A 20,595-nucleotide genomic window follows, 5' to 3' on the forward strand; every position below is an offset into this window, starting at 1 on the left:
ATCCCAGAAATGGTTGATTCTGATTCAATCCAATTGACACATCTACACCTTATTACGTATAGATGGAAAGGCGTGGTACGAGTTCTGTAAAACGATATAGCTGCGCCGGACGCTGCGAGTACTGGTTGGAACTCACCAGGTTCCCCTCTTCATCCCGTACTTCTTCCACAATGCCTTTACGGCTGCGGGTAGACGTAATCTTGCGAATGAAGTTTGGTTCTTCAAAATCCGGTACAACACTTTGAATAACCTGATATAATTCACTTAATGTAAAATCACGTGGCAGGAACTGACGAGCAATCGTCGTTTCCAGCATCTGCTGTTGAATGCGTCGATAAGCATCTTCGATGATTGTTCTGTGATCAAAGGCGAGTTCCAGTTCTTGCAGCGCCTCCTGAATGGTGAACAATCCAACGTCCTCAGCATCATCTGCTGCTTGGCGTTGATCCAACATCCATTCTTCCACAAGTGCGAAAAATGCGTGAGAGATAATCCAGCCCCTTGGATCACGACCCGGCTGACTGTATACATTTAAGTACTCCAGATGTCCACCATCTACACCTGTCTCTTCCATCAGCTCACGCTTAGCTGCACCGTAGATGGATTCATTCTCCTGACAAAATCCACCGGGTAATGCCCATCTGCCTGCAAAAGGCCAGCCTTTGCGCTTGATTAGCATCACTTTCAGTTCCCGAATGGGAAGTGTCTTCGTCACCGTCTTGCGCTCCCGCTTGGTCAAGGTGAACATAACGATATCCGCAGGAACACCATCGGGGGTACGATATTTTTTGGAACTATAAGCACGTGCTGCTTGTTCGTCGCTCTCTGCATTAAAGTGTTCGTAGTTTTCGCTCATGGGCACCACCGACTATTTTCATTTTGATAATTTCATTATGACATAATAATATCTTTTGTCAACCGCAGGATTCGTGCGTTACGTTCTAGGGCGTGCTATGCGGAATGTCGCCGTAGCCATACATCCCAACGTGCCCGATGCATCACGAACCTCCGATTGAGTCGTCACACTGCGTCCTGCTTGATGCAGTACCGTAGCTGTCACCGTTAACTCCCCTTGTTTCATTGGTGCGAGAAAATGTACGTTCAGATTCGTTGTCACACAGCCGTCCACTTCCATTGCTGCTGTTGCAACCATACCCATCGCCTGATCCATCAGTGAAGTTAATACACCCCCATGAATAATCCCCATGGAGTTGGTATGATGTTCGCCTGCTGTCAACGCGATCTGTACTTCTTTGCCGTCTCCTTTAATATAACGACAGCCGAGAAATCCCCAGAATCGTCCGTCTCCGTCTTCCACCATTTTGTCCAAAATACTCATTATTCATTTCTCCTTTATTTACTGTACGTATCAAGCTCTCTTGATGTCATGTGCCTTTATCATTAAAAATCAGCTATGCCACACAAAATAACCCCACAGCGTGGAGCTTTGCTTGGAATTATATTCCGAGTACTTGGCGATAGCCACTCCACGTTAACGGTTATGTAATGTCAAAAAAGGCGCGGACAGCGTCCGCACCCTTCCGTCATTTAACCGCAACTAGTCGGAGGTGAATCCGTTCCAGCCTCCACGTTTACTTTTTCAGAAACCGTATCCCGGATTACAGAGATCACTAGTTGAAGCAAGTAGTTGATGTCGCTCTGGCTCTGCTGGAATTCCGTAACCAATGGAATACCGTCCAGTTCGCTTTGCAGATCGTCAATTTCCTGTTCAATTTTGCTGACCATCTCTACATTTTTGAAGCTTTCAAAAGCAACAATCTCTTTTTGTTTTTTCTTGATCGTTGCAATCAACTGCTGGATGCGCTCATGATCACGAATTTTGGTTTCAGCCTGTTGAAACTGTCTAACTTCCTCACTCGTTCCGAGCATATCAGCCAATTCTTTGGCTTTTCCCATAATGTCGTCGCGTATGACCAGATTGCGCGTATCGTAGGTTGGCATTCCATAATGGTTGTACTGCACTTCTTCCTGCGCCACTGAAATCGCTCCATTCTATGAGATGATATAAGATGAGAACCTGGGCTCAAATGAGTTCAAACGTCTGCTCCATGACCGCTGCGGGTACGGATCGTTCTTTTGATCGCTGTTGTCTCCGGATTTTTCTGATTACAACTGTTCAAGGTTAAACTCCGGAGACAAAGGCGAACGCTTCGCTTCTACAGACCGATTCCGTCCCCTCCGCTACTTGCGCAAATGTCCGAACCTGATATTGAACCCCAAAATTCTCATCTTATTGTTGTGTGTATTACTGATTGGCAGCTACCGGCTCAGAGAGCAGGTTGCCCCGAATATAAAAAGTCATTGGATCGGTGATTTCCACTTGTACGAAAGTACCAATCAGTTCTTTGGGTCCTTCAAAATGCACCAGCTTGTTGCTGCGCGTACGTCCTGCCAGAACTTCAGAATTCCGCTTGCTCTCGCCTTCAACGAGTACTTCAACGATTTTGCCCCGTTGCTCTTCATTGCTTCGATGGCTGTATTCGTTGATCGTTTCGTTCAAGCGCTTCAAACGTTCCTTCTTCACTTCCATCGGTACGTTGTCTTCCATCACTGCAGCCGGTGTACCTTCACGTGGAGAATAAATAAAGGTATAGGCAAAATCATACCCTACTTCACGGACAAGGGAAAGTGTATCTTCAAACTGTTCTTCCGTTTCCCCCGGAAAACCAACAATAATATCCGTTGTCAACACAACATCCGGGATGGCCTTTTTAATTTTGTCAGCCAGCTTCAGATAGTGTTCCCGGCTATACTTGCGGCTCATACGTTTGAGTACTTCTGAACTGCCAGATTGCACCGGAAGATGAATGTGCTCCACCAAATTTCCGCCCTTGGCCAGCACTTCAATCAAGCGATCATCGAAGTCACGTGGGTGACTGGTTGTAAACCGTACTCGCGGAATATCAATTTGGCGAATGGCATCCATTAAGTCACCAAAGCTGTAGTTCAGGTCGGTGAAGTCCTTGCCGTACGCATTCACATTTTGACCAAGCAGCGTGATCTCCTTAAAGCCTTGTCGTGCCAAATCCCTAACTTCGGCAATGACATCTTCAGGACGACGGCTGCGTTCTTTGCCCCGCGTGAACGGAACGATGCAATATGTACAGAACTTGTCGCAGCCATACATAATGTTCACCCAGCCGCGCATACCCTCACGTTTCTTCGGCAGGTTCTCAATAATGTCGCCTTCCTTGGACCACACCTCAACAACCATTTCTTTGCTGAACAGCGCTTCCTGGATTAGATGTGGCAGTCGATGCACATTATGTGTACCAAAGATCATATCCACAAAGCCATGCTTCTGCATGATTCGGTTGACGACGCCTTCTTCTTGGGACATACACCCGCATACGCCAAGTAACAATCCCGGACGTTCGAGTTTTAGCGTTTTCAGGTGACCAAGCTCACCAAATACTTTATCTTCCGCATTTTCCCGTATGGCACACGTATTGAGCAGAATAATATCAGCTTCTTTGCGATTCTCTGTAGCCTGATATCCCATAGACTCAAGCAGTCCTTTGATGGTTTCCGAGTCATGCTCGTTCATCTGACATCCATACGTATATACAATATAATGTTTGCCTTTCCCTATGTTTTTCAGTTCATCGGGAACGGCATTTTCGTAAAGCACCTGGACGTCTTCCTTGCCCCGCTGTTTCTCCTGACGATGATTGGGTTCCGATTTGATGTTAATCTCACGGCCCCGGATTCTTATCTTTTTGCTGAATTCATCTTGCGAAATTACTTTGGCATCGGAGAAATCAAAATATTGGGAGTAATCCTTTTTTGAGTCTTTAGCCATTTCCTTCGGTCACTCCTTACAGCCTCTATTAATAAAAAATCGTTCATTCATCCCTGTTCCAGGTGAATTTCTTGCTTGGAACACTAAAAGAGCATTACAGCAAATTATAGCATGAATTGGGCTGTAGTTCCACATCCAAAGCGCATGTCCCTTCGTCTAATCCGTAACATGCCATGTTCAGAAGAACACTCAGAAAATACAAAAACCTGAGCCTTGCCATCAGGGCTGGAATTAACCGGCCCTTGTTGGCTGTGCTCAGGTTTATATGTTATTCAGACCGCCCCAATTGGCGGCTAAAGTTATTACATGTAATTAATCGATGATTTCAGCAGTGTCGCCATTACGAGCGCCAGCAGCGTTAGCTTCATCTGTATCAATATGCATGTCCAGTGCGAAAGAATCGGATACACGAGCCAGTACATTTTCCAGTACAAGACCGCGATCTCCGCCCAAGCGAACTTTCAGCATTTGTTTGTCCTCGATACCCCATTTAGCAGCATCAGAAGTATGGAAGTGAATATGACGAACAGCAACGATAACACCTTTATCAATCGTAACTTCGCCAGCAGGGCCTTTAATTGTGATTCCTGGTGTACCTTCAATGCTTCCAGATTCACGTACAGGTGCTTTAACACCAATCGCAAATGAATCTGTCATGGAGATCTCCAGTTGCGTTTCAGGGCGAACAGGTCCAAGGATACGCACTTTATCAAACTGTCCTTTCGAACCAATTACCGCTACAGTTTCGTTAGCAGCGTATTGGCCAGGTTGGGACAGAGGTTTAAATTCAGTCAGTTCATAACCTTTGCCAAACAAAATTTCAACGTGCTCTTGGGATACATGAATGTGACGGGCAGATACGCCCACTGGTACTGTTTTACTCATTGTAAATTTCACTCCTTGTTTATCTATGGCCTGTACTCAGGCTCTTAACAATCCAATGGTATTATACCCCTTTTTGGAGTGAAATGAAAACGAACTGATGAAAATTCATGAAATACACTTATTTCACCATCATTCCCGTCCTTTATTTGGAAAATTAGTTTCAATTCAACACATTCAACGCACACACCAGTTCACTATTTCATGGAAGCCCCCTTTATCTTTGGATTGCTCTCTGGCAAGTGTTCCCCCAAATAACTCATTGCATTCCCCCACAACCAGCCACGAACCAGATGTTCATCATAATGCTTGAGCAGGATTTCCGTCAGTCTCGGATAATGTCCTGAATGTTCAAGTCTCTGAATATACGTTGAAATTCCATCAAAATCGGACCCCATCATCAGGTGATGCTGCCCGCCGAGAGAACAGAATTGCTCAATATGAGGCAGCAGATCTTCTATACGTACCTCACCCTCCTGCTTTACAAACCAGGGCACAAACGTCAGTCCGATCCGCCCTTCCCGGGCAATGATAGCCTGAATCTGATCATCTTTCAGATTACGCACATGGGGACATACGCTATAACTGTTGGAATGGGAGGCGATAAAAGGACGTTTACTCAAGTCAGCCAGTTCCCAAAAACCTTTCTCTGTCAGATGTGACACGTCGAGCAGCATTCCGATTTCATTACACTGGCGCACCAGTTCCTTCCCCTTCTCGGTCAGACCTGCTCCACGCTTCTCCATTACTCCGTCAGCCGCCCAATTGGCATAATTCCACGTTAGTCCAATGATTCGAACGCCCATCTGATAACATAACTCCAGATAGAACAGGTTGCCCTCCAGGCCATCCACACCCTCCAGTGTGATTAATCCCCACGGACCCTCGGTTTGCCCCACCTGAGCCACCTGTTCACGCCATAACAACGTTTGTGTGCCGTCAGGCCGCTCCTGACTTCTCTCCACACGTCTACGATAAATCTCCAATTGCCCCATCACATGTTCAAACTTGCCTCTGCCAAGTACTTCGGGCAAATAGATGGCGAACGCCTGCAACCCTACATTCCCCTCTTTCAAACGTTGCAAGTTCACATCCAGTTGTGGAGCATTTTCAAATGAAAGAGCAGGCTGCATCAAAATTTTGCTCAGTGCATCACAGTGAAAATCAGCTACACGCCAATCAGACTTGGACATCTTAAACCCTCCTCAATATGTTATTGCAAAAAAAACGCAAAAAAACCTGTCTACAACGTAAACAGGTTCAATGCATACTGCATGTATTATCTGGGCTCCACAATCAGCTTAATGGCCGTTCGGTCCTCGCCGTCGATCACAATGTCTGTAAAAGCTGGAATACAAATCAGGTCAACTCCGCTTGGTGCTACAAATCCCCGGGCTATCGCTACCGCTTTAATGGCTTGGTTCAGTGCTCCCGCTCCAATTGCCTGCAGTTCAGCATTTCCACGTTCACGAAGAACCCCTGCAAGAGCGCCGGCTACAGAATTAGGATTGGACTTTGCTGAAACTTTTAATACATCCATGGTAAGTACCTCCCTGGGAATGTTGAAAGTTTGTTTCCATCTTACTAGATGTTATTCGCGGGAGGCAAAAAAATTCCTTCTTTTTAGACGGGTTTCCCTGCAAATTGGGACAATGCCCCTATTCCATGCGCCACTCGTCCTCCATCAGACGAATTTTTTCGATGCGTGTTGCCGCACCTGTAGCTTCATCAATTTCAACAAAAACACCATGGAAGTGCCATTTGCCATCATCCACAACGAAACGTACAGGTAGCTGGGTGTAGAACTTACGCAGCACGGCCTCACGCTCCATGCCTAATATGCCGTCACGAGGCCCTACCATGCCTGCATCCGTCAAATAAGCTGTTCCTCCAGGCAAAATCCGATCATCATTACTCTGTACATGCGTATGTGTACCTACAACGAGAGACGCACGTCCATCCAGATGCCATCCCATGGCAATCTTTTCTGAGGTTGCTTCAGCATGCATATCGACCAAAATACATTTATGGTCTTGGCGCAGCTCATCTACAATTTCATCAGCTACACGGAATGGACAATCCAGAGCAGGCAGGAACGTTCTTCCTTGCAGATTGACAATTGCCAGCTCTTTCCCTTCGCCTTTGACAACCGTGTATCCTCGTCCTGGTGTTCCTGGTGGAAAGTTCGCTGGACGAATCATGCGCGGCTCATCATCTATAAAATCAAAAATATCCTTATTGTCCCAAGTATGATTACCAAGTGTAATACCATGTACACCCCAGTTGAAAAACTCATTTGCGATTGCACCGGTAATGCCGCGACCTGCTGCCGCATTTTCACCATTCACAATCACCACATGTGGCTTATACTTCGATTTCAGATATGGTAAATTTTCCTTTAGTGCCTTACGTCCCACGTTACCTACAATGTCACCAATAAACAAAACTTTCATTGATTACTGCCTCCTCAATTCCTGCAAAGTCCTCTTACTTCAAATGTTGAACCTTTGCAGGACTCTATCTCATGCTCCATGATGTGTAGTTGCCTTTTAACAGGCTATCAACAGGAAAAGTGGCCCACTACTGCGGCCACTTTTCCGTAATGCTCTATTTTGCGTATTCAACCGCACGGGTTTCCCGGATGACGGTGACTTTGATGTGACCCGGATAGTCGAGTTCATTCTCAATCATCTTCGTGATGTCACGGGCTAAGCGGAAGGCTTCAGCATCATCGATCTTCTCAGGCTGTACCATAACGCGAACTTCGCGTCCGGCCTGAATGGCGTACGATTTCTCGACACCTTCGAAGGACTCTGAGATTTCTTCCAGCTTCTCCAGTCGTTTGATATACGTTTCCAGCGTTTCGCGGCGTGCGCCTGGTCTTGCTGCGGAGAGCGCATCTGCTGCGCCAACCAACATGGCAATGACCGAAGTCGCTTCGCAATCTCCGTGATGGGACGCGATACTGTTGATTACAACCGGATGTTCTTTGTATTTCTTCGCCAGTTCCACGCCAATTTCGACGTGTGATCCTTCCACTTCGTGATCCAGCGCTTTACCGATGTCATGCAATAGACCTGCACGTCTTGCCAGAGTTACGTCTTCTCCGAGTTCGCCAGCCATCAGTCCAGCCAGATAAGCGACTTCCATGGAATGTTTCAAGACGTTCTGACCGTAACTTGTACGGAACTTCAACCGGCCCAAAATTTTGATCAGATCCGGATGCAGACCATGCACGCCCACTTCAAAGGTAGCTTGCTCACCGTATTCACGGATGCGCTCATCCACTTCTTTGCGGGATTTCTCAACCATCTCTTCAATCCGCGCCGGGTGAATACGTCCATCAGCCACCAGTTTCTCCAGGGCAGTACGGGCGATTTCACGGCGAATCGGGTCAAAGCCCGACAGAATAACAGCTTCTGGCGTATCATCGATAATGAGGTCAATCCCTGTAAGGGTTTCAAGCGCACGGATGTTACGTCCTTCACGACCGATAATCCGGCCTTTCATTTCTTCATTTGGCAGGGTAACAACAGATACCGTTGTTTCCGCCACGTGGTCAGCCGCACAGCGTTGGATGGCGAGTGTAATAATCTCGCGGGACTTTTTGTCCGCTTCTTCCTTCGCTTGTTGTTCAATGTCCTTGATCATTTGAGCCGTCTCATGACGAACTTCCTGTTCTACGTTGGACAGTATGATACTGCGTGCGTCTTCCATGGTGAGGTTGGATATACGTTCCAACTCTGTCACCTGGTTTTTGTAAATCATTTCGATCTGCTGCTGAGTCTCATCAATTCGTTTCTCTTTGTTAGCCACTTGCTCTTCTTTACGTTCGAGTGATTCCAATTTTTTATCCAGCGACTCTTCTTTTTGCAACAATCGTCTTTCTTGTCGTTGAATTTCATTCCGACGTTCACGAGTGTCTTTTTCAGCTTCAGCACGAATGCGATGGATTTCATCCTTCGCTTCCAGCACCGTTTCTTTCTTCAGTGCCTCTGCCTCTTTCTTCGCGTTCTCCACGATTTGTACGGCAGCTTGTTCCGCACTAGAGATTTTAGCCTCTGCAAGAGATTTGCGAATAAAATACCCTACTCCGAACCCAATGATTAGCGCGGCCACAACGAGAGCGATCGTGATTGCAGGATTCATACTGTTCACCTCCTCGTTGGTTCCTCCAAGGCATTCCTTGGGTCAATTTGCAGTTTTCAAACCTTACATATGTTTGGGAATAACGAATACTCACGGCGATCCCCCGCCGATTTTCATTTCACATGTACATGTTTCCACGTACTATTCACTGTTTCCAGCGAACCCATAATTAAGAATGGTATAAATCTTAAGAAACCGAAACCGCTTTTTTGGAAGGAAAAAGGGTTGTCCATTTCTTACAGACTCATGTCCATTTTAGTATTTGACGAAAGAAATTGTCAAGAGAATGCAGTATAGAGACTCTGGTCTGCTAATCCCATAACAACGCTTCGTCATCTTCAGGGTCCCCAGCCTCATCTTCTTCAATTAAACAATTCACGACCCGGCGCACCATATCCATTGAAAAACCACGTCTCATTAGGAAGGGAAGCGTTTTATTTTTCTTCTCTTTGACGTCCCCTTTGACCTGATTCCATTTTTTGCGTCCGGCACTCAAAGCAGTCTCAAATTCCGCATCTGTACTAATACCTTCTAGTGCCTCAACAATGAGATCATTGGCAATGCCCTTTTGACGCAGCTCTTGCCTTATCCACAGTTTTCCCTTCCGCTTGCCCTCCATACGCTGTCTTGTCCATTCCTTCGCAAATAGATCGTCATCCACTAACTTCTCCTGCTCAAGTCGATCCAGCGTCTCTTCAATTAATGGCGCAGCAAACTCCTTCTGACGAAGTTTCTGACTTAATTCATGGCGCGTACGTGGCTTATGCTCCAAAAAGCGCAGAGACTGTGCATACGTCCGCTGTCGCTCGTCAGCTACAATGATTTCTTCCAGATCCTTCTTCATAAACGTATTGCCTTGAGTCATCCTGTATTTAATCATCACATCTTCAAGAACCGTAATAGAGTGGATGCCAAAAGTGATTCGATAACGAGCTTGCCTGCTCTTCGTTCGTTCTACACGTGTAATAATAAGTTCTTCGTTGTCCGGAAATTGGGATAGGCCGTCCTGTTCTGCTTCTTCATATAAATCCTCGTCATGTTGATCCATTCTGGTCTCCCCTTTCATAACATTTTCATTCTGACTACGCCAAACACATCTTCACATAAGACAAAGAACACTAATAATACAAAAGACCGGGAACTCAGCCCGGCCTTTACTCCACAGTTAGCGTGCTAACAGCCCCTGTCCCAATGGACAGGGGCTGTTAGCACAGCACGAGAACTCCCACTACAATCCATTATCCAGATTGATCCAAGCTCAAGCTCAATCAGATAAGTTTACGGAGTCCAGAGGGCAACGTCCTCCGGTCCCTCCCCACAAGGGGAGGGTTTTGGGACATTACTCGTTGATTTCAAACAATTCTTGTTCTTCTGCTGCTTCTTTTTGTTGCTCTTCACTAGTTGGCGCAGGAACTGCAGTAGTCAAGTTACTTGCTACACGAATTTTTTGTTCAATGATTTCAGCAATATCTTTATGCTCTTTCATGAACTGCTTTGCGTTCTCACGGCCTTGTCCTAAACGTTCGCCTTCGTATGAGTACCATGCACCACTTTTATTAACGATGTCCAGCTCTGTACCAATGTCAATGATACTGCCTTCTCTCGAGATACCCTCACCATACATGATATCCACTTCCGCTTGTTTAAACGGAGGTGCTACTTTGTTTTTCACGACTTTAATACGAGTACGGTTACCAATCATGTCATTGCCTGATTTGATACTCTCAATACGACGCACATCCAGACGTACTGTGGAATAAAACTTCAGAGCACGACCACCAGGTGTTGTTTCCGGGTTACCAAACATAACGCCGACTTTCTCACGAAGCTGGTTGATGAAGATTGCGATTGTTTTGGATTTGCTGATTGCACCAGACAATTTACGCAGCGCCTGAGACATCAAACGCGCTTGCAAACCTACGTGTGAATCACCCATTTCGCCTTCAATCTCTGCTTTTGGTACCAATGCGGCTACAGAGTCAATAACAACGATATCTACTGCACCACTGCGCACAAGAGCTTCTGCAATTTCCAGCCCTTGCTCACCCGTATCTGGCTGAGATAGAAGCAATTCGTCAATGTTAACACCCAATTTGCTTGCATATTGAGGATCAAGAGCATGCTCGGCATCGATAAATGCTGCTTGTCCACCAACGCGTTGTACTTCAGCAATCGCATGCAATGCGACAGTTGTTTTACCCGAAGACTCAGGTCCATATATTTCAACAATACGGCCTTTAGGCAAGCCGCCTGTTCCTAATGCAATATCCAAAGCCAAGGAACCACTGGGAATAATTTCCACATTCATATGAGTGGACTCACCCAGTTTCATGATGGATCCTTTACCAAATTGCTTCTCTATTTGACGGAGCGCCATATCAAGCGCGGCACGACGGTCTGACAATAAGCTCACACCCTTTACTGTTTATAAGATAATGATACCTTGTTTTAACACGTTTGCCAAGCTTTTTTTCGAACATACATTCGTTTTTTTTGTAAAGGCCGAGGCGCCTCTTCCTCAAGGAAACTTTCCATTAAACAGAAAAAAGAACCGTAAACAAGGCTGTAAAGCCTAATTCTACGGTTCTTCCGTCTTCCTTAATTATACTTGCTTGGAACTGTAAATGCAATCGAAGCTATTAACTAATCAATCCATCGCCACAAGTTTTTGCCATAAGCGATAGAGAATCGCTTTGGCTGAACGAATGCGAACCGTCTCGCGATTACCATTAATACGCAGCTCATGAATTTCCGTCTCTTTTCCACGTTCAGCAAGAGCGATGAAGACAAGCCCGGGTGGTTTGCGTTCCGAATATCCCGGTCCAGCTACACCGGTAACAGCCAGGCCAAAATCAGCATCGCCAATCATGCGGATCTGCTCAGCAAGCACTTTTGCAACCTCAGGACTTACCGCCCCAGGTGCATCTTCACCTTCCAGATAATCATGAGGCACATTCAGCAGCTTTTCTTTAATTTCATTGGAGTAACAAACAATTCCACCTTTGAGCATTGATGCGCTTCCGGGTACAGAGGTCAGACTTTGCATGACAAGCCCTCCTGTACAGCTCTCAGCAGCGCTGAGCGTCAGCCCCATGTCAGACATCATGGTTACAATCGTGTACTCTATAGGCACATCCTCGTTCGCGTAGAGATGTTCTGTCAAACGCTCCCGAATCTGAACCTCCATCGCATCCAGCTTCAGCTTCGCCTCTCCCTCACTCGCAGCCTTTGTGGAGACACGTACCGTAACTTCGCCTTCGCTCGCGTAAGGAGCAATCGTAGGGTCTGTCTGCGCATCAATCAGATCCAATAGTCGATCTTCCAAAGCAGATTCACCAATACCTGCGAATTTGAGCATTCGGGAATAGATCGGCATCTCTTCTGTAAGTACATGCTGGAACAGCCAAGGTTTGACTTCCTGTTCAAACATTGGAATCAGCTCTTTAGGTGGTCCAGGCATCACAACATAATATTTGTCATTGTCAGAAATCGCATTTCCTGCCGCAAGGCCCGTTTCATTGGCCAGAGGTGTTCCGCCATCAATAACGATCGCCTGACGTCGGTTATTCTCTGTCATGTCCACATTACGATCTCTGAAAAAGCTCTCAATTTTGTCCATTGCCATTCGATCTGTATGCAGTTTTCGGTTAAGAACAGCTGCGAGCGCATCCTTGGTCAGATCATCTTGGGTAGGTCCGATGCCACCGGAAAATAAAATAACGTCTGCACGGCTCTGCGCAATGCGAATAGCTTCACTAAGTCGGTTCAGGTTATCCCCAACCACCGTTTGGAAATATACATCGATCCCCATCGCAGCCAATTCACGGGATAGGTATCTGGCATTGGTATTGACGATTTGTCCAAGCAGCAACTCTGTGCCAACTGCAATGATTTCTGCCTTCATTGAGCATCCTCCTATACACGTGGTGAGTGATCAAAGGGCAATAGGATAATTTCCTATTGCCCCTGACCCAATGCTTCCTTCATGATTACCCATTTAAGAACAAACCATTATGCTTTTGTTAAATGAAGCAAATTTTTGTTTTTGATAAAGTAATCGATACCCGACCAGATGGTAATAAGCGCTGCTGCCCATACCGCAATAATATCGACGTGAATACCCGTGTATGAAAACGGGAAATTGTTCAACAGCAACAGCACAATCGCCACAATCTGCACTACAGTCTTCAGCTTGCCCCAAGCACTGGCGGCAACAACCGAACCATCAAGCAATGCAATTTGACGCAAGCCGGTAACTGCGAATTCACGACTAATAATAACAACTGCAATCCAGGAATCCAGCTTGCCCATCTCCACAAGCGAGATCAATACTGCAGTAACCAGCAGCTTGTCTGCGAGTGGATCGAGCAGTTTCCCCAGATTGGTAACCATGTTATTTTTCCGCGCAAGGTATCCGTCAATTCCATCTGTGCTTGCGGCGATGATAAAAATAACAGCAGCAATCAGTTGATTATACGGAAGCGAAAAGCTTCCAAGCTGCAACGGCTCTGGATAAAATGGAAAATCCACGAGCAGGAACACCATCAAAAAAGGGATTAAGCAAATTCGTGCAAGCGTAATCCGGTTGGGTAAATTCACAAGACGCCCTCCCTCATATCCTCCATTACTCCAAACAATCATCATAATCCCGTTATCATCATCCGGAACATGAAATGTACAGTTTCAATGTCAATCCAGATTAACATGATCCCACTATGTAGAAACGCAAAAAATAAAGTCAACCGCTCAAAAGCAAAACCGCTTTAAACGTTCCGGTGACTTCCAGAAGATGTACTGCTTTTCACAAAGTCAGCAAACGATGAGGACTGGACTTGATGCTTGACTGCCAGCAATGCACACTTAGTATAATATACGCCCAATACCGTGTCAAAAAACACTTTAGCTACAAAAAGACCATATTACTTAAAATTTGTATATTGCAAATCCAGAGGTAGGTTAGCACCATTTAGCAGCTGCATGACAGCTTGCAAATCATTTTTACTCTTACCAGTTACCCGCAGCTGGTCTCCCTGAATCTGACTCTTCACTTTCATCTTGGAGTCCCGAATAAGAATATTGATTTTCTTGGCGATGTCCTGATCAATCCCCTGTTTAAAATTCAAACGCTGGCGGACTGTACCAGAAGACGCTGGCTCTACCTTTGCGTAATCAATGTTTTTCAATGGTAGACCACGCTTCGCCATTTTGGATTGCAGCACGTCAATGACAGCCTTGAGTTTGGTCTCATCATCAGATACGATCGTTAACGCATCCTTATCCAGTTTCAGGCTGCTCTTGCTGCCCTTGAAGTCATAACGAGTGCCAATTTCTTTCTCGGTTTGTGTAACGGCATTTGTCAGTTCTTGCAAGTCCATTTTGGACACGATATCAAATGAATTTTCTGAGCTCAAACCAGTCACCCTTTCAGTTAATCGTATGTTCTGTAACATTATAGAGGATACCTTAAGCAAAAGTCTAATTTCAAGCTGTTTTACACAAAGAAAAAAGCATTTTTGGCAGCCACTTCAAGTGGCTGCCAAAAATGCTTGCTGATCCAGCTTCCAACTAATAGCGGCTGCGGTTGGGCTGTCTGAACATATCGAGCACACCCAAAAGTACATGTGCAAGTCCAAAACCCAATATTCCGTAACCCCAAGCACTTGGAGTCAGGTAATAACCCAGGAGGCTGACAATGATCCCTAAACCTGTTACGATCCAGCTGACTGTCACAGCCATCCACCTCACTTCACCAAAAGTTAACTGCAAGTTAAGACACGATTATTGTCTCCTGCAGTTGACCTGGTTATTCGCTACCCGTGGTACCCCCTGTACCGTCCGTTGATCCATTTTCAACACCTGTGGAAGAAGTAGTGTTACTACTGTCTTCACCAAGCTTCAGACGGATCCGATTGGTCGCCTTGCCATCCGTTACAACTTGCCCGCCAACCTCAATCGTGGTCGCTGCAGCGTAACCGGACTTAATATACATGCCTGTACTATCCAACTCAAAGGTATAGCTGTCACCTTCGGCTGTGTTACCATACTCCAACTTCTCTCCACTGGAGTTTTCGCCTTTGTACACTTCCAGCCAGCTATGACCTGTTGCTTTGATCGTAACCGTTACAGGTTGCCCTGCACTACCGTTAACTTTAAAGTTCGTAATATTTCCTGATTTCCCATCTTCTGCAACAGTCACATTAGACGGTGAATTGTCTGTCGGTTCTTCCTGATTTTCTCCCGTTTGTCCGTCGGTTTGACCATCAGTTTGACCATCAGTTTGACCGTCCGTCTGTCCTTCAGTGTCTGTACCGCCACCATTACCGCCAGCGTCGCCCTCACCAGTACCGTCAGTACCTGAATCTGTCGCAGGCGGATTAGATGCCTGACCGTTGTCGGCAGGTGGATCCGGTTTATCCTCAGGCTGTTGTTGACTGTCTGTAATTTTGACTGAATCAAGCCCCGGATTGTCTGATTCATCACCATTGTTATACACCACGTATACATACAACAGTACTACGATCAAAACAGGGAAGGTCCACATCAGCGCGACAGACATCCACCGATTACTACGCTCAACCGGACGGCTGGAACGCTTCTGAATAACCGGTTCCATCGTTGCTTCCGTCTCTTCTGCGGGTACGTCTTTTTTGTGTCCCTCCAGCAGCTCATCAGGATTCAGTCCCACGGTCTCCGCATAGGTTTTGATGAAAGCACGCACATAGAAGCTACCCGGCAGCACTTTATAGTCTCCTGCTTCTATGGCCTCCAGATACCTCTTGCGAATTTTTGTCATTTCCTGTACATCGTCAAGACTCATCCCTTTTTGCAGCCGGGCCTCCCTTAACTGCTGACCCAGTTCAGACATGCCATCTCCTCCTTATGTTTATCTCTTGAGTTGTTGCTAATCTATTTCATGATTCCGTACGGTTCCTTACAATTCGTCGGTGTAGCTAGCCGTAAACGTATCATAAATAATTTCTTCATTCGGATTGTTGCGAAGTTCAATAATAATATCAAAATCATTAAAATCATATTCGGATTCCTGCACAAAAATATCCGGATGTTCAATAACTTTAGTACTTGGCATCGACATAATATCCTGCAACAAATTGTAATGCCGCTCGCTGGAACGAATCGTACTTACAATTCCGTCAATGATGAAGACATTGTTCGGGTTCAATTCGTCTTCGGACATTTGACTCCTTATCGTCTGACGAAGAAGTGTGGAGGAAACAAACGTCCATCGCTTCATTGCACATACGCTGCCCGCAATAATAGACTCCGTTTTACCAACACGAGGCATTCCGCGCAAACCGATGACCTGATTGCCTTCCCTCTTAAATACTTCACCCAAAAAGTCCACAAGTAACCCAAGTTCATCTCGTGTGAAACGAAATGTCTTGCGATCATCCGAGTCACGGTCAATGTATCTGCCATGACGCACGGCCAAAATATCCACCAATTTAGGTTGACGCAAAGCCGATACGGTGATGCTGTTTACTTTGCCAAGCATTTCACCAAGCAAACGGATTTTTTCATCATCATCCGATTCAAGCAGCATGCCTCGAGTTTTGCCTTCAACACCGTTAATGGTCAATATATTCACTTCAAGCATCCCCAGCATAGAGGCAATATCGCCTAACAAACCGGGTCTGTTCTTATGTATTTTATATTCCATGTACCATTGTTTAGATTCCATTTCAACACCCCGTAATGCATTATTCCACATTATTCGACAGCAACAGAACGTGTCCACTGGACAACAATCTGAGACATCTTCTAAAAATGGGTCACGTTAATGATATATAAAATGAAAATGAATTACAAGAACAGCTCTGTAATCCGTTTGTAATATTAGAGAAAAGCCCCCTTGCGGGAGCTCTTCATCTGTAATCTTATGCGTTTTGTTTGGCCAATTTGACCATCAGGCACGCAATCGTACGACGCTCATCTGCATCGCCGACATCCCATAACTCTTTCAATGCCCGGTTGGAATGGTTCGCCGGATCGACTTTCTCATCAAGGAAGTCGCCGATTTCATACGCAAGTTTGTTGATGGTTTCTTCACTCATCCCCATCTTCTCTGCTTGCAGTACGCGGTCACCCAGAAACTTCTTCCATGTGTCAAAACTGGAGAGCACTGTTTTTTCTGTTGACATGATAAATCCTCCTTAGATGACGCATGAGATTTAAAATCAACAGTTGTAATATGTGCTTTCGAGGCATTTTATATACGAACATTTTGAAAATAATCCGGAAGACGACTGCTTCTCAGCAACCTTCACCTGTTTTGTTCACAGCCAGTCAAGCTTTCTTGCTTTTTACGTTAACCAACCGCCATTTGGACTGATGATCTGCCCATTGATATAACCCGATTCAGGGAGGGCCAGAAAATAAACCAGTGATGAGATTTCATCAGGTTGAGCAAGTCTTCCTGCCGGAATTTCCTCTTCCAGCATTTTCAGTTCACTCTGATCCAGATGGTTCAGCATGGATGTCTGAACGGCGCCAGGAGCAACGGCATTTACAGTTACTCCGGAAGGTGCGAGTTCTTTCGCAAGCGCTTTGGTGAATGCATTTACCCCACCCTTGGTTGTCGAATACAGCACCTCACAAGAAGCACCAGACAGTCCCCAGATCGACGATACATTAATGATTCGGCCATACCTTTGGGAGATCATGTGAGGCATCATTTCCTGTGTGCACATAAACGTGCCTTTGAGGTTAATCGCCATCACTTCATCCCAGATCTCCTCTGTAACATCAGACAACATCCCGTAGTGCGAGATTCCTGCATTATTCACAAGAATATCTGGCATGAGATTATGCGACTCGAGCTTCTCACGCATGCGCTCAATCTGTTCCCGGCTGCGAAGATCCGCAGACACGGTCATGATTTTTCCACTGCCCTGTTCCATGCACCGTCTGGCGGCTTCATTCGCTGCTTCATGCGATTTCATATAGTGTATAACAACATTCATTCCCACTCTGGCGAAGCGTTCTGCGATAGCCGCTCCAATGCCGCCGCTTGCGCCAGTTACCAGTACAGTCATTTCCCCGATTGCCTTCAATTGTCCTGTTCCCCTCTCCATATCAAGGACTCACGACTAGCGATACAGCCAGTTGATCCCAGCGAATATGCTCTCTCAGTCTGAGATTTACATCTTCCAGTGTAATCGATTCATAGAGCGGGAGCATATTGAAAAAATCACCGCCACGGAATTGCTGACGTGTAAATTCATGTGCAATGTTCTCCGGAGAATTGAGCATACGCAAATATCCGCCTATTTTCTTTTTGCGTGCACGTTCAAAATCCGTGGAATCAAACCCTTTTTCTACAATGGCATCCACTTCTTCACGTATACGCGCGAGCAGTTGATCCGGGTCTTTTGTATCACCACCAATGGCTGAAAACGCATATTGCGGCGAACTGTTATACTCATGTCCAAAGCTGTCCGAGATCAGATCTTCATCGTAGAGCTTCTGAAATAATCGTGTGCTTGAGCCAAACAAAAGATCCATCATCAGCTGCGTTGTCATATCTCGCCGTAACAATTGTTCTCCGGTAAGTCCAATGTCCATCTCCTTGAATCCAAACAGACATTTGGGCAGTGAAACAGCCAGTTTTGCTTCCCGTCTGGCTTCTCCTACCTGCTCAGGCTCCGGTTCGAAGAAGCGTTGAATACTCCCCTGTGGCTTATAATCCTTCCGCTCCTGGTTCGATCGAACCATATCAATGACCTCTTGTGGATCTACACCACCCACCACAAACAAGAGCATATTACTCGGGTGATAGAAGGTGTTATAACACTCATATAACATCTCTTTGGTAATCGTACGGATGGATTCCACCGTTCCTGCTATATCGATATGCACCGGATGTTTCAGATACATGGCTTCGATCAATCCAAAATAAACACGCCAATCCGGATTATCAGCATACATGTCAATTTCCTGTCCAATAATGCCTTTTTCCTTTTCCACATTTTGATCCGTGAAGTAAGGATTTTGCACAAAGTTGACTAATGTTTGTATATTTTCATTCACATATTCGGTCGCTGAAAACAAATAAACCGTCTGATCAAAGCTCGTAAACGCATTAGCTGAAGCACCATGAGATGCAAACGTGGCAAAAATATCGCCCGTTGGTTCTTCAAACATTTTATGCTCCAGGAAATGAGCAATCCCATCAGGGACCTTCACTTCTTCCTGTCCTTCAACCTGAAAATGATTATCCACCGATCCATACTTGGTTGCAAACGTAGCATACGTTTTCTGGAATCCCGGTTTTGGCAAAATATAGACATGCAGTCCGTTATCCATTACTTCGTAATATAGTGTCTCCTGCAAATGCTCATACCGAATGCTCTCCACCGATTATTCCTCCTTCTCATCCCGCAAGAAATAAATCGTATCCAGACGGAATTGTTCTGCCGCCTCACGCACATCTTCCTTGCTAATATGTTCTACCTGAGCCAACAGTTCTTCAGCCGTTCTTTCTTTGCCAGACAACTGTCGATTGAAGTCATAAGCGATCATCTCAAAAGCAGAATCCTGCATTTCCTTAAGCAGGTTACGGATCATTGCTTTGGTCTGGGACATTTCCAGATCACTGATTGTACCGCTTTTCATTTCTTCCAGCTGCTGCTTGATGATCGTGACGGCCTTCTCATAATTAGGGATTTCAATCCCGGATTGAATCGTTGCAATGCCCTTATGTCCGTCATATCGCGAAGACGCGTAATACGCCAGGCTTTCTTTTTCACGAACATTGACAAACAGTTTGGAATGAGGATAACCACCGAGAATCCCGTTGTACATTAGTGCTGCAGCATACTGAGGATCTCCATAAGTGATAGATGTACGGAGTCCCATATTGAGTTTTCCCTGACTCACATTCAGTCGCTCAACAACGGTCTCCACTTCCTTATCTCCTCGAAACGCTGCCTGTGTCTGGTAATCGGAGGAGGACGTTCGATCTACATTGAAATGACGTTGAACAAGGTTCTCAACCTCCTCCAATGTCGTATCACCCACCACATACAGATCCATACTCGCCTGCTGCAGCCACTCCTGATAAGACGCAGTCAGTGTGTCAGGCTCGATTCCGGGCAGATCCTTTCGCTCACCCAGTGGGTGAAGACGGTACGGCTCGTTCTTGCACATTTCCTCAATACTGCGTTCAGCAGCATAGCGCATTTTATCATTCACGATGGACTCCAGCTTTTTACGAACAGTCTCTCGCTCTGCTTGTACATAAGACGTCCTGAAATGTCCATTCTCCTGTGCAGGTCGTGTAAGAACCTCTCCAAGGAAGGCAAATGAACGATCCAGTAGCTGTTCATCTCCTCCAACAAAGGAATCATTAATGGTATCCATTCGGAACTGTACAATCTGGTAATCCCCGCGTTTATAAACGTCAAAACCAAAACCTGCTCCATACAGATGCTCCAGTTGCTCACGAAATTGCGTTGTTTCCGGATAGGACTCCGTGCCCCGTCGCAGAACAAAAGGTGTCAGCGCTACTTTGGTTACTGTATCTTCCCGTAAGGGAACTCCTGCATATAGCGATATAGCAAACGTTTTAAAACGTTTAGTCGGAAGCACATGTATACGAAACTCTCTCTTGCTACCTCGTTCGAATCCTGATGTATTCAAATGTCAAAACCCCTTTACGGCGTCATTTATCATGCAATCGTATTAAGCTAAACGTAACAACCATTTTAACCCATTCAAAAGGC

The 20,595-nt window shown here is 45.7% G+C and carries 21 protein-coding genes; all 21 read right to left on the reverse strand.

What is annotated here, in order from left to right; translation table 11 throughout:
* Positions 1-52: 52 nt before the first annotated feature.
* Complete coding sequence (locus QF049_RS11810; protein WP_062833857.1) at positions 53-856, reverse strand: NUDIX hydrolase; 804 nt, start codon at positions 854-856, stop codon at positions 53-55.
* Between the two features lie 78 nt (positions 857-934).
* Positions 935-1,339: a PaaI family thioesterase gene (locus QF049_RS11815; RefSeq protein WP_036609249.1), complete on the reverse strand. Its 405-nt coding sequence runs from the start codon at positions 1,337-1,339 to the stop codon at positions 935-937.
* A 209-nt stretch (positions 1,340-1,548) separates the two neighbouring features.
* Positions 1,549-1,962 carry a YlbF/YmcA family competence regulator gene (locus QF049_RS11820; protein ID WP_373428344.1) on the reverse strand — a complete coding sequence of 138 codons (414 nt, stop codon included), beginning with the start codon at positions 1,960-1,962 and terminating at the stop codon, positions 1,549-1,551.
* A 304-nt stretch (positions 1,963-2,266) separates the two neighbouring features.
* On the reverse strand, positions 2,267-3,823 hold the full coding sequence (miaB, locus tag QF049_RS11825) for a tRNA (N6-isopentenyl adenosine(37)-C2)-methylthiotransferase MiaB (protein ID WP_124114101.1): 1,557 nt from the start codon (positions 3,821-3,823) through the stop codon (positions 2,267-2,269).
* Between the two features lie 312 nt (positions 3,824-4,135).
* Positions 4,136-4,708, reverse strand: a complete 573-nt coding sequence (pduL, locus tag QF049_RS11830; RefSeq protein WP_307537627.1) for a phosphate propanoyltransferase — start codon at positions 4,706-4,708, stop codon at positions 4,136-4,138.
* A gap of 194 nt (positions 4,709-4,902) precedes the next feature.
* Positions 4,903-5,898, reverse strand: coding sequence for a dipeptidase (locus tag QF049_RS11835; protein ID WP_307537629.1), 996 nt, complete (start codon positions 5,896-5,898; stop codon positions 4,903-4,905).
* A gap of 86 nt (positions 5,899-5,984) precedes the next feature.
* Positions 5,985-6,245, reverse strand: a complete 261-nt coding sequence (locus tag QF049_RS11840) for a stage V sporulation protein S (protein ID WP_007430104.1) — start codon at positions 6,243-6,245, stop codon at positions 5,985-5,987.
* A gap of 118 nt (positions 6,246-6,363) precedes the next feature.
* Complete coding sequence (locus tag QF049_RS11845) at positions 6,364-7,158, reverse strand: TIGR00282 family metallophosphoesterase (protein WP_017689109.1); 795 nt, start codon at positions 7,156-7,158, stop codon at positions 6,364-6,366.
* Positions 7,159-7,312: 154 nt separating this feature from the next.
* Entirely contained in the window at positions 7,313-8,854 is a 1,542-nt protein-coding gene (gene rny / locus QF049_RS11850; protein ID WP_036609258.1) for a ribonuclease Y, read from the reverse strand.
* A 310-nt stretch (positions 8,855-9,164) separates the two neighbouring features.
* Positions 9,165-9,902: a regulatory protein RecX gene (locus tag QF049_RS11855; protein ID WP_307537632.1), complete on the reverse strand. Its 738-nt coding sequence runs from the start codon at positions 9,900-9,902 to the stop codon at positions 9,165-9,167.
* 291 nt (positions 9,903-10,193) lie between these two features.
* Positions 10,194-11,258, reverse strand: coding sequence for a recombinase RecA (gene recA, locus QF049_RS11860; RefSeq protein ID WP_053783851.1), 1,065 nt, complete (start codon positions 11,256-11,258; stop codon positions 10,194-10,196).
* Between the two features lie 243 nt (positions 11,259-11,501).
* Entirely contained in the window at positions 11,502-12,758 is a 1,257-nt protein-coding gene (locus QF049_RS11865) for a competence/damage-inducible protein A (RefSeq protein ID WP_036670416.1), read from the reverse strand.
* Between the two features lie 107 nt (positions 12,759-12,865).
* Entirely contained in the window at positions 12,866-13,453 is a 588-nt protein-coding gene (gene pgsA, locus QF049_RS11870) for a CDP-diacylglycerol--glycerol-3-phosphate 3-phosphatidyltransferase (protein ID WP_062833849.1), read from the reverse strand.
* A gap of 320 nt (positions 13,454-13,773) precedes the next feature.
* Positions 13,774-14,265, reverse strand: coding sequence for a YajQ family cyclic di-GMP-binding protein (locus QF049_RS11875; protein ID WP_017689115.1), 492 nt, complete (start codon positions 14,263-14,265; stop codon positions 13,774-13,776).
* 154 nt (positions 14,266-14,419) lie between these two features.
* A complete protein-coding gene (locus QF049_RS11880) occupies positions 14,420-14,590 on the reverse strand; it encodes a hypothetical protein (RefSeq protein WP_017689116.1) in 171 nt (56 codons plus the stop codon).
* A 67-nt stretch (positions 14,591-14,657) separates the two neighbouring features.
* Positions 14,658-15,719, reverse strand: a complete 1,062-nt coding sequence (locus QF049_RS11885) for a helix-turn-helix domain-containing protein (protein WP_124114098.1) — start codon at positions 15,717-15,719, stop codon at positions 14,658-14,660.
* 66 nt (positions 15,720-15,785) lie between these two features.
* Positions 15,786-16,553 carry a DUF3388 domain-containing protein gene (locus tag QF049_RS11890; RefSeq protein ID WP_047842510.1) on the reverse strand — a complete coding sequence of 256 codons (768 nt, stop codon included), beginning with the start codon at positions 16,551-16,553 and terminating at the stop codon, positions 15,786-15,788.
* Between the two features lie 196 nt (positions 16,554-16,749).
* On the reverse strand, positions 16,750-17,013 hold the full coding sequence (locus tag QF049_RS11895; protein WP_017689119.1) for a DUF3243 domain-containing protein: 264 nt from the start codon (positions 17,011-17,013) through the stop codon (positions 16,750-16,752).
* Positions 17,014-17,175: 162 nt separating this feature from the next.
* Entirely contained in the window at positions 17,176-17,946 is a 771-nt protein-coding gene (gene ymfI / locus QF049_RS11900; protein ID WP_026081137.1) for an elongation factor P 5-aminopentanone reductase, read from the reverse strand.
* 1 nt (position 17,947) lies between these two features.
* The gene (yfmH, locus tag QF049_RS11905; protein WP_307537637.1) at positions 17,948-19,228 is read right to left on the reverse strand and encodes an EF-P 5-aminopentanol modification-associated protein YfmH; all 1,281 of its coding nucleotides are present in this window, start codon (positions 19,226-19,228) and stop codon (positions 17,948-17,950) included.
* A gap of 3 nt (positions 19,229-19,231) precedes the next feature.
* Positions 19,232-20,512, reverse strand: a complete 1,281-nt coding sequence (gene yfmF / locus QF049_RS11910; protein WP_307537639.1) for an EF-P 5-aminopentanol modification-associated protein YfmF — start codon at positions 20,510-20,512, stop codon at positions 19,232-19,234.
* Between the last annotated feature and the right edge of the window lie 83 nt (positions 20,513-20,595).

This window comes from Paenibacillus sp. W4I10, from assembly GCF_030816325.1.
Taxonomy (GTDB): Bacteria; Bacillota; Bacilli; order Paenibacillales; family Paenibacillaceae; genus Paenibacillus; species Paenibacillus amylolyticus_B.